This window comes from Anaerobiospirillum succiniciproducens DSM 6400 (assembly GCF_000482845.1).
GTDB classification, from domain to species: Bacteria; Pseudomonadota; Gammaproteobacteria; order Enterobacterales; family Succinivibrionaceae; genus Anaerobiospirillum; species Anaerobiospirillum succiniciproducens.
This window is the reverse complement of record NZ_AXWV01000102.1, coordinates 1-9,157: the sequence shown is the minus strand read 5'-3', so window position 1 is coordinate 9,157 and position 9,157 is coordinate 1. Positions and strand designations below refer to the sequence as shown.

The following is a 9,157-nucleotide window of genomic DNA, read 5'->3' as shown; positions in this document are numbered from 1 at the left end:
ATTAAGCGTGCAGATGCTCATCACCATTTAGTGGCAATGTTTTATAACGTAATGCAGCTAATCAATCTTGGTATAAAAATCAAATTCTAGCCAAGGTAACTAAAAGTTTGGATCGTAATTCAATATATCCTGCTTAAACGGCGGGAGGGGCTGTCACGCCTTATGCAAGTAAAAATCAAGGAGTGACATACAAAAAACGCACTAATGCTAGTAAAACAATCTTTGTTTCAACATCATTTTAGTTGTCAAAGTCATCTTGCCATTTTTAAAACTTGCTTACTGCTTTTAGAATTTGAATAATAGAAGGTCCCATATATTACTTGCTTTGAGCTTGGGGCAAATTAACAGATGCCCAATAGCTTTAAGCTTGTGCCAAATGTGTGGTGTGAGTATTAAGCACTATGTGCTAGAGGCGGAAGTATCACTTCTAAGCCAAGCTTAATCTTTTTTGCTAGCTATGCTTTTTATCTTGGCAGGTATTTATTGCATTGCTCTTATATCCTGCTAGAAAGGATAGATCATTACTTCATCTATTTTAAGAGCTTCTGGTTGACTAAGTTTTGTTCAATGCCGATCACTAAGACAATGTGGCAGTATTCATATGAGGCATTCAAATATTGGTCTTAAACCACCTTGCTAGCATTGAGCCGTATTATGGCTTTTACGTACATGCTTATAGAGCATCTTTGTTAGTACTTTTGCTTGAGCTACGCTTAGAGTGACTATATTAAGAGAGGTTGTCGATGATTTTTAGAGAGTCAGGCATGGCAAGACGTGCTTTGCGTTATGCAACTATCACGCTCTTCTTACCTCTTATCTTTCTGCTGATCTTCACTTGGGCTTTCTGGAGCAACGTGCATCTCAATCAAGAGAAGCTGGTGCAAAACAATGTTGCTCAGCTCTTTAATAAAGAGCTTGATAATGCTTTCATCTTTAATCAGATCTCACGTCACTCAAGCCTTACATTAGTGCGTAATGAGCTGCAGCGTTTGCACCGCATGGTAGATCTTTCTATTTACGATATGTTAGATGAGAGCACAGCATCTGACGGCGGATCATTGCTCAAAAACTTATCTACCTCGCTGCACAATATTCAAGAGCGCAATGCCGCTGCACCAAAGAATACGTTAGATACCTTTGATACCAAGAGTGAAGATAATGTCTCTGGCTCTTCTTCACAGCAGAGCATTACATACAATCAAGATGTGCAGGATGTACTAAATAAAGACAGAGCAAAGTCTGCCTTTGTGGTTGATGCTGCTATCAATCCAACTAACAATGCCACCCCAAACATCGCATCTGAAGATGATGCTGCTGAGCTTGAAAGAAGGTATTCAAGAACCGAGTCTGCCACCACAACTCGTGATGATCTTTCTTTAATTAATGCTGCTTTAGATAAACGAAACGCTGTTGATGGTGTCTCAGGTGCAAGCAAGAGTACTCAAGCTAGCGGTCAATCAAACAGCTTAGCTGTAGATCAAAACCATGGCATTGCATCTCATGATGCGGCCTCTACTATTATTGAGAAAAGCTCAGCATATAAAAAGGCTCAAGATAACCCAAAAATTCCTAGTACCAGCGCTGCTAATGCATCTAAGGAAAGTGAAGATGCATCAGTAAAAGAACTCATTGCATATGCTAGTGGTGATGTTTCAAGCACACCTGAAGCGCTCTTGGGTAAAGTTTTATCAGACGAATATCTTGAAGATGAAAATAAAAAACACGCTGATACTGTTACAGAGAATAAGCGCAACCTTACTAATGTAAACAAGCGCAACTATAAATTATTACAAGAACATCTGAAGCCAACTTATAACCATTCTTCTAAGAGCAATGGTCAGAGAGAATCACTTTTCTTTGCCGAGTCTAACCCTCATGCCTATTTAGATCATGACTATCAAGACAATACTCATGCTAAAGCACAAGATCAGAAGCTTTATAAGTTGATTCACATGCATCTAGAAGAGCTCCATCGCTTAGGCTTTGAAGCATTTGTTATCAATAAGAACAATCCATCTGAGGATGTTTTCTTAGATGACTCACATCGTTACATGCTCTCTGAGCTATATAACCAAGGGTCTAAGCGCAACCTCTTTAGTTTTATTGTTGATGCATCTGACAAGAAAACCGATAGTTTCTCGGTTATGTACCGTGACATCTCAGATCAAGAGTATGAGATGTTTATGCAGTCATATAAAAAGAACCATGATCTTAGGATTCTTGAAAATGTTCAAAATGAGCAATCAATCGAAGCTAACGATACACATGATTTTATAGCTTCTGAACATAAGTTGTATGTAGACGCCATGACCGCTGCATCAGCTTTAGCTACACGCGATCATAAAGAGGCTCAATACGTGGATGAGCAGCATATTCATACTGCTCATGTAATACAGCCACGGCCACCAGCAAGCATTGCTCCAGGCAACTCCTCTCCTATTGTTCATGATGAGATCAATATCAATAAGAGCGATGTAACTCGTCGTGCTGCCTACTTAGTTTCTGCCTCACCTCTGAGCAATTTAGGTAACCTGCAGCTAGTACTTATTAGTGATATCTCTAGACTGCACAAGCAGGACATTGTCTTAAAGCGTTTGATCGCCTATAGCATCAACGAGACAGTTAAGTATGCTTCCGACTCTACATCTTTACAGATCTTACTTATTGACTCTGACTACAATTCATTAACCGATACAGCGATCCCGGATGAACTCATTCGCTCTATCCCTGAGAATGTGTTAAATGATGCAAAGGTCACTGGCATCTCACAGCATTACGATCCGAATATTGATGGATACATTACGATTAGACACTTTGCTCCAGCAAATTGGTTCATCATAGTAAGTGGTGGCGATAATAACAACCATACTAATCTGACTCATTATCTGCTTATCACTGGTCTAGTTGGCTTATTACTATGTTTTACTGGTCTGGCGCTGTTCTTAAAGCACTCTAAGAAGGATGCTGCCGATATTGAGACCATTAATAACAAGCTCAGACACATGGCTGGCCTGCTTCAAGATAGCGATCTATTGGATCGTATATCTAAAGATCTGCCAGAGCGTAATGATGAGATTGGAACACTCTCAAAGCGCGTCTTGCTCATGACCAAGTCTCTCTATCAGTACACTCAGTCGCTGCAGAATGTCTCTGGTGACAAGCTTAAGACTTCAATTAAAGAGCTTAAGTTACAAAAGGTACAAAATGAGTCTGAGAGTAACTTAAACAAACTTAAGTTAAAGCTGCCTGAGAACATGGCTATTTATAGCAAGCGTGCAGATAGCTACACTGGTGACTACTTTGACTACTTTAAGCTAAGCAATGACTTTAGCGCAGTGGTGATCGGTACGGTTAACCGTACGGGTAAGACCGCTTACGATGCAGCTAGCCTCAATCTTATGCTTACAAGTCAGCTCGTGGAGCTGTGCTCACGCAAGCTGATTAACTTAGGTGAGGCTGTTACTATCCTTAACAAGCAGCTCTTTAGTAAGTATGAGGGTAAGACTCTATCTTCAATGTGTATCATGCTCATTGATAAGAACACTAACTGCGTATCCTTACTCAACGCAGGTCATACACTGCCAGTAATCAAGCGCAAGGATGAGACCTTTGGGTACATCGATATCCGCTCTGATGTCGTTTTAGGCAGCGATAAAAATCAGTGCTACTCAAGCTACGACATCTATATTGATGAAGGCGATAGCATCTTGCTCTACACTGACGGTATCCTCGACTTCGTTAACCACCATGGTAAGAAGCTTGGTGGAGAAGGCTTTGAGGAAATGCTTTCAGACGAGAGCTTTGATAGCGCTAAGGACACTGTCCATAATTTAAAGAAGAAGCTATTAAGCTTTGCCAATGACGTTAAGCAAGAGAATGATTGCACCATCATTTGTTGTAAGTTCTAAAGCTTAATCAATACTTAGATATGCTGCCTGAAATTACAAAAAAGTAAGGCAGCTTATCAAGCTCAAGCCTTAAGTAGCTACTCTGTCTACTTGCAATTTTTACTTCCTAAAATGGGGCTTTCAGTCAAGACTCCCTTTGATTTGGACTACTCTAAGCGCACTGTATCTTGCTTTCTTTAGCACACTCTAAGCGCAGCGTATTTTGCTTTCTTTAGCCTACTCTAAGCTCACTTTATCTTGCGGTGGGGTGGCATTTTCGTCGTTTTTTTGTCTGTTTTGCTTAATGGGGTGAGGGTGCATCTTCTCTTGCTAGATCAGATGGTGGCTGCTAAGGCGGGTAATAAAGAGGCAGGATCGCATTTAGGATCATGGCTCGTATCAGATCGCGTATAAACGCAGCTCTGATACGAGAGGGGTGTCAGGTGCACAAGAGCGTCTTGTGCATTTTAGTGGAAGTAGTCGCTAATCTGTTCTCTTTCTAAAGGAGGCAGACCTAAACGAGCACGCTCTTGATTGAGCATATTGTCTTCCTCGCTCTCTAAATCGATACGCAGCATAAAGCCTTTTTCATCAAAAGCCTTTATCAGATCTTCAGCTGTGATCTTTTGTAACTTACGCTCTTTATGGAGCTTAAACACCATAACAAACTCAGGAGCGCCAAAAGCATCCATTAAACCTGATGGGATATGAGAGAACACATCCTTCTCAGGTATATACAGATAAGTGCGCAACTTCTTGCGGCTTTTGTATACGTAGGCCAAACGTTCCATTTGATAATCCTCTAGTTGTGCCACGAAACATTAGGCACGTATGTTTGTACTCGCTGTGCAAGATATCTAGGCTAAGATTAACGCTATAAAGGTGCCTCTTTAGCCTAAAGCATGGCCGAAAATCTTATGCTAAAGACTCTTTGCAATCAAGCTTATATCTTTCAAGCCGTGACAACTGCCATATACCTAAACAAAGCTAAGCTCACTTAAATGCATTACTCTCTATTGTATTGATACCGTTTTGTAGTCGCTATGCAAGCATACTGTTCTTGATAATCTAAGAGATCGTTTCTTTAACATAAATTGATACACCACATGGCACTAAATGTTTTAAACCAATGCACAGTGGACTTTCTTTTTATAAAGAGCTTGTTCATATTAATGATTATGCTTAGTGCTCAGAGTAAATGCTGACATTCATAGTTACGGATGACATATCATTTGCGGTGCTTTTGCTAATAAGAATCAGCTTATGTGTTAGAATTGTCAGGTTAATAGTTTTTCGTGGCGATGAGTTAATTAAATCGATCAGCAATCTAGTGCAACCATAGTATGTTCAAGTGCTCTATCGATTAGCAATTCTGGCAATCAATTTCACTAACAAGCGCTTGTAATAGCCAATGGCGTTTGCTTTTTGCTTAATTGCTTATGGCAATCTCAAAGCTGATCGCTCATCAGTCAAAAAAGGACCTGAAGAATGGATTCGGCACCACAAGTGCAGCACAATTCTTTGCCCGTCGGCGATATTTCTCATACGGGCTTTTCTTTGGCCGCAATTAAGATTCAAAGTGGATCGGTCGAAGAGTTAGAGCAGATCCTATCTTCTAAAGTTGATCGTGCTCATGACGCATATAAGCATACATCTGTAGTACTTAACGTTGAAAATGTAGGAAATCTCAACTCCTTTGATTTCCTTAAGCTTCAGGATGTTTGCCGTGCTCACGATTTGTTTTTAGTTGGCGTCACTGGCGTCATCAATGAAGATCGATATGAGGCTTTAGTTCGACGTCGTATTCCGGTGGTTAATTCCAACCGCTATGCGCGAATTAGAGAGGAGAATCTCAAGCCAAAGATCATCACCAAATTTATTGAGGTCAAAGTTCCTGTACAGATCCCGGTACCTTACGAAGTTAAAGTACCGTATGAGATCCCTGTACCTGCACCTGTTCGTATTGTGCGCCGCAATGTCCGCTCAGGCGAAAAGATTAATGGTGACAATGCCTCAATTGCAATCTATGGTTCTGTAAGTACGCATGCACGTGTTGTTGCATCTCACCATGTTTTTGTCTTCGGCAACGTCAATGGTGCAGATATCTTTGCAGGCGCACCAAAGAACGATCAAGATCCTGGTTTAGAAGATGCGATTATTCACGTGCAAGGAAACTTTAATCCTGGCGTGATCTCCATTGCCGGTAACTACCGTACCGGTGAAGATCTTGATAACGATAAAGAACTATCGAAAGTTTGTGCGAAGAAAGAAGGGCTTGTAATTACCCTCAAAGATGGCAATTTGAATTACTCAACCTTACCTGACTTCCGCAACTAAAGAAAAGTTTTACTTATCAATGAACTAGAACTCTAGAGCATTGATAGTCACGCTGTCTAAACAAGATTATTGAAGGTTTAACAAGAACTTTAATATATTTTGTCATGGCAGATACAAAATTTACCGCTACAGTCGGTTTACCCCAAACACGCAAGTTTAATGCTCAGCATACTGACTGGCAAAGGTTACAATCATGGCCCGTAAAAAGACTACATCAGCTAGCAAGACTACTAAAACCACAGCTGCTGATAACAAAGAAAAGTTAATTAAGAGCGATGAGGTTGAGACCTCTAAGAGCGAAGAGAAGATAAGCACTAATGAGACTTCTTCAGATTGCTCTACAGAGACTCAAGTTGACGCTAATGCCAAGGTAGATAGCTCAGAGTGCACAGACAAAAAAGAGTCTAATGAAGAGTCTAAGGATGAGTGCACTTCTGATAAGAGCAATGAAGAATCAAGCGCTAAGGACGAAAAGTCTGAAGCATCTAAAGAACAACCATCACAAGAGAAGCTGGATCAAGTGGCTAAGAAAGATACATCCGACAAGTCAAAAGCAGCTGATGTTAGTGCTGCTTCCGAAGAGGAAGTAAAGAGCAGCTCTGTTGAGCAAGAAAACAGCACTGAAAAGTCAGAAAGCAAAGACAACATTGAGACCAACGAACAGGAAGCTAATGCTGCAGACGTAGCAACTAGAAATGACGAGGAAGATAAGCCTGTTGATGATATCTTCAAGGCTCACATCATCGTTGTTACCTCAGGTAAGGGCGGTGTAGGCAAGACTACCACTGCTGCTTCTATTTCAACTGGTCTGGCACAAAAGGGTCACAAGACTTGCGTTATCGACTTCGACGTCGGTCTGCGTAATCTTGACCTCATCATGGGTTGTGAGCGTCGTGTTGTTTATGACTTCATCAATGTATTACACGGTGAGGCTCGTTTAAACCAGGCTCTGATTCGTGATAAGAACACTGAAGGTGGCAACCTTTACGTTTTAGCTGCATCTCAGACTAAGGACAAAGACTCCCTTACTTATTCAGGCGTAGGCCGTGTACTTAAGGAGCTGTCTGACATGGGCTTTGAGTACATCGTATGTGACAGCCCAGCTGGTATTGAGTCAGGTGCTTTAATTGCCCTGTACTATGCTGATACTGCAATCGTTACTACCAACCCAGAGATTTCATCAGTTCGTGACTCTGACCGTATCATTGGTATTCTCGATGCTAAGTCACGTCGTGCCGAAAATGGTTGGAAGCCAGTAGATCACCGCTTATTACTCACCCGCTACGTGCCATCTCGTGTACGTAAGGATGAGATGTTATCTCTTGATGACATTCACGAGTTACTTACCATTCCTCTTTTAGGCGTAATTCCTGAGTCTGCTGATGTCTTAAAGGCATCTAACAAGGGTCTGCCTATTATCATGTTTGATAAGTCTGAAGCTGGTATGGCATACAAGGATGCCGTCGAACGTCTCCTCGGTGATGACGTTCCATTACGCTTCATGACCGAAAACAAGGGCTGGTTCTCCAAGCTCTTTGGTAAATAGTTCTTACCCTAGCCTTAATTTAGCTTGCAGTTAATAAGGTCTAAGAGCACTTTTACTCATACTCTTGAAATAAATCTACTCTCGTAACTTGAATAATAGGCTTTTTAGCACAAAGTGCCTTAGCCTCATTTAACATGTGCTTGTTTGCTCGATGAATCTCATCAATACATGCACATAATAATGCTTATTCAAAAGCTACAAGCTGCAGCTACAACACGAGATGTGGGCTTGAAAAAGATAGTTCGTGCATAAACGCACACAGCGGCAATACTCAACAGGTCTGCTGCGCTATCTTAAAGGATATGAGACTCAACAGATTTTGATGCTGTTATTGGACTTTAGTCTACTAACAAAAGATAGGACGAATATATGTCTTTAATGTCTTCGTTAATGAAAATCATTAACTCAGATAAAGAAGAGCAGAGCAGTAGCGAAACTGCTAAGCAAAGACTGCGTATCTTGCTCATTAATGATAGAGCTGGTATCAACAGCCCAGATTTTTTACCTCAGCTCAACGACGAGATCTTAGCTGTTCTGAGAAAGTATATTCCTCAGGCAACTCAGGAAAATGTCGAAGTGAAGTACGCTAACACTAATGAAGCACACATCATTGAGATGTCAGTTTCATTAGACGCTGAAGAGTACCGCGATCTGCAGCTTGCTGACGTTAAGCCAGCTGACGACAAATAAGTATGGTGCCCTGACATAAGGCCCATGCTTTATGTTCATGCACATACTTACGCTCAAGGCCGCAGTAGCGGCCTTTGCTTTTTGCGCCCCATTAAGCCTCTTAGCACCTACGCCAAAAGCCCCACCACTGCCCACCCCATCTCATAGCATATGAGCATAAGATCATGAGCAAGTCTAAGCAGCATACGCTCGAATAAGATCGTCAGCGTAAGCATTGCTAAGCATATAAAGATATGCTGCGAAAGCGGCAAGGCTTACAAGCAACGGCCAATATGCTTATGCAAAGATCATAGCTTAGCCGAAGGATTATGCCTCTTCTTCAAAAATCTCTATCTTTGCTTTTGTAAAACTCTTCAACACAGCCACAGATATTGGCTATTAAGCCCTCAAAAGTTAAGATTATTAGCATTCATACCATCAGACACAAAGACAAACAAACAGCTTAAATATCAGCATCTTGCATACTCTTGTGATCTTTTTTACAAAAAGTTCATTTAGATGCTTGCATAGGATGTGAAAATCCTTATAATGAGCCACGTTGTCAGCGACCTGATAACAATAAAAATTGATTGCCCAGGTGGTGAAATTGGTAGACACAAGGGACTTAAAATCCCTCGGACTAAACATCCGTGCCGGTTCGACCCCGGCCCTGGGCACCAATTACAAGAAAGATGCGCAAGCATCTTTTTTTGTTTCT

General features: G+C 41.2%; 5 protein-coding genes and 1 tRNA gene. 5 read left to right on the top strand and 1 reads right to left on the bottom strand.

All coding sequences use genetic code 11. From position 1 onward, the window contains the following. Positions 1-743 precede the first annotated feature (743 nt). The gene (locus tag H524_RS0111210) at positions 744-3,908 is read left to right on the top strand and encodes a PP2C family protein-serine/threonine phosphatase (RefSeq protein WP_027940273.1); all 3,165 of its coding nucleotides are present in this window, start codon (positions 744-746) and stop codon (positions 3,906-3,908) included. 446 nt (positions 3,909-4,354) lie between these two features. On the opposite strand, the gene H524_RS15605 is transcribed toward H524_RS0111210, so the two are convergent. Then, the gene (locus H524_RS15605; protein ID WP_044122181.1) at positions 4,355-4,678 is read right to left on the bottom strand and encodes a YcgL domain-containing protein; all 324 of its coding nucleotides are present in this window, start codon (positions 4,676-4,678) and stop codon (positions 4,355-4,357) included. Positions 4,679-5,375: 697 nt separating this feature from the next. Between H524_RS15605 and H524_RS0111200 the strand changes: the two genes are divergently transcribed. From H524_RS0111200 to H524_RS0111180, 4 genes are all read left to right on the top strand, one after another. Then, complete coding sequence (locus tag H524_RS0111200) at positions 5,376-6,224, top strand: septum site-determining protein MinC (protein ID WP_027940272.1); 849 nt, start codon at positions 5,376-5,378, stop codon at positions 6,222-6,224. Between the two features lie 724 nt (positions 6,225-6,948). Continuing rightward, positions 6,949-7,770, top strand: coding sequence for a septum site-determining protein MinD (minD, locus tag H524_RS17785; RefSeq protein WP_027940271.1), 822 nt, complete (start codon positions 6,949-6,951; stop codon positions 7,768-7,770). Positions 7,771-8,139: 369 nt separating this feature from the next. Next, positions 8,140-8,460: a cell division topological specificity factor MinE gene (gene minE, locus H524_RS15600; RefSeq protein ID WP_044122179.1), complete on the top strand. Its 321-nt coding sequence runs from the start codon at positions 8,140-8,142 to the stop codon at positions 8,458-8,460. A 571-nt stretch (positions 8,461-9,031) separates the two neighbouring features. Continuing rightward, positions 9,032-9,119: transfer RNA gene (locus H524_RS0111180), tRNA-Leu, on the top strand. Positions 9,120-9,157: the final 38 nt, after the last annotated feature.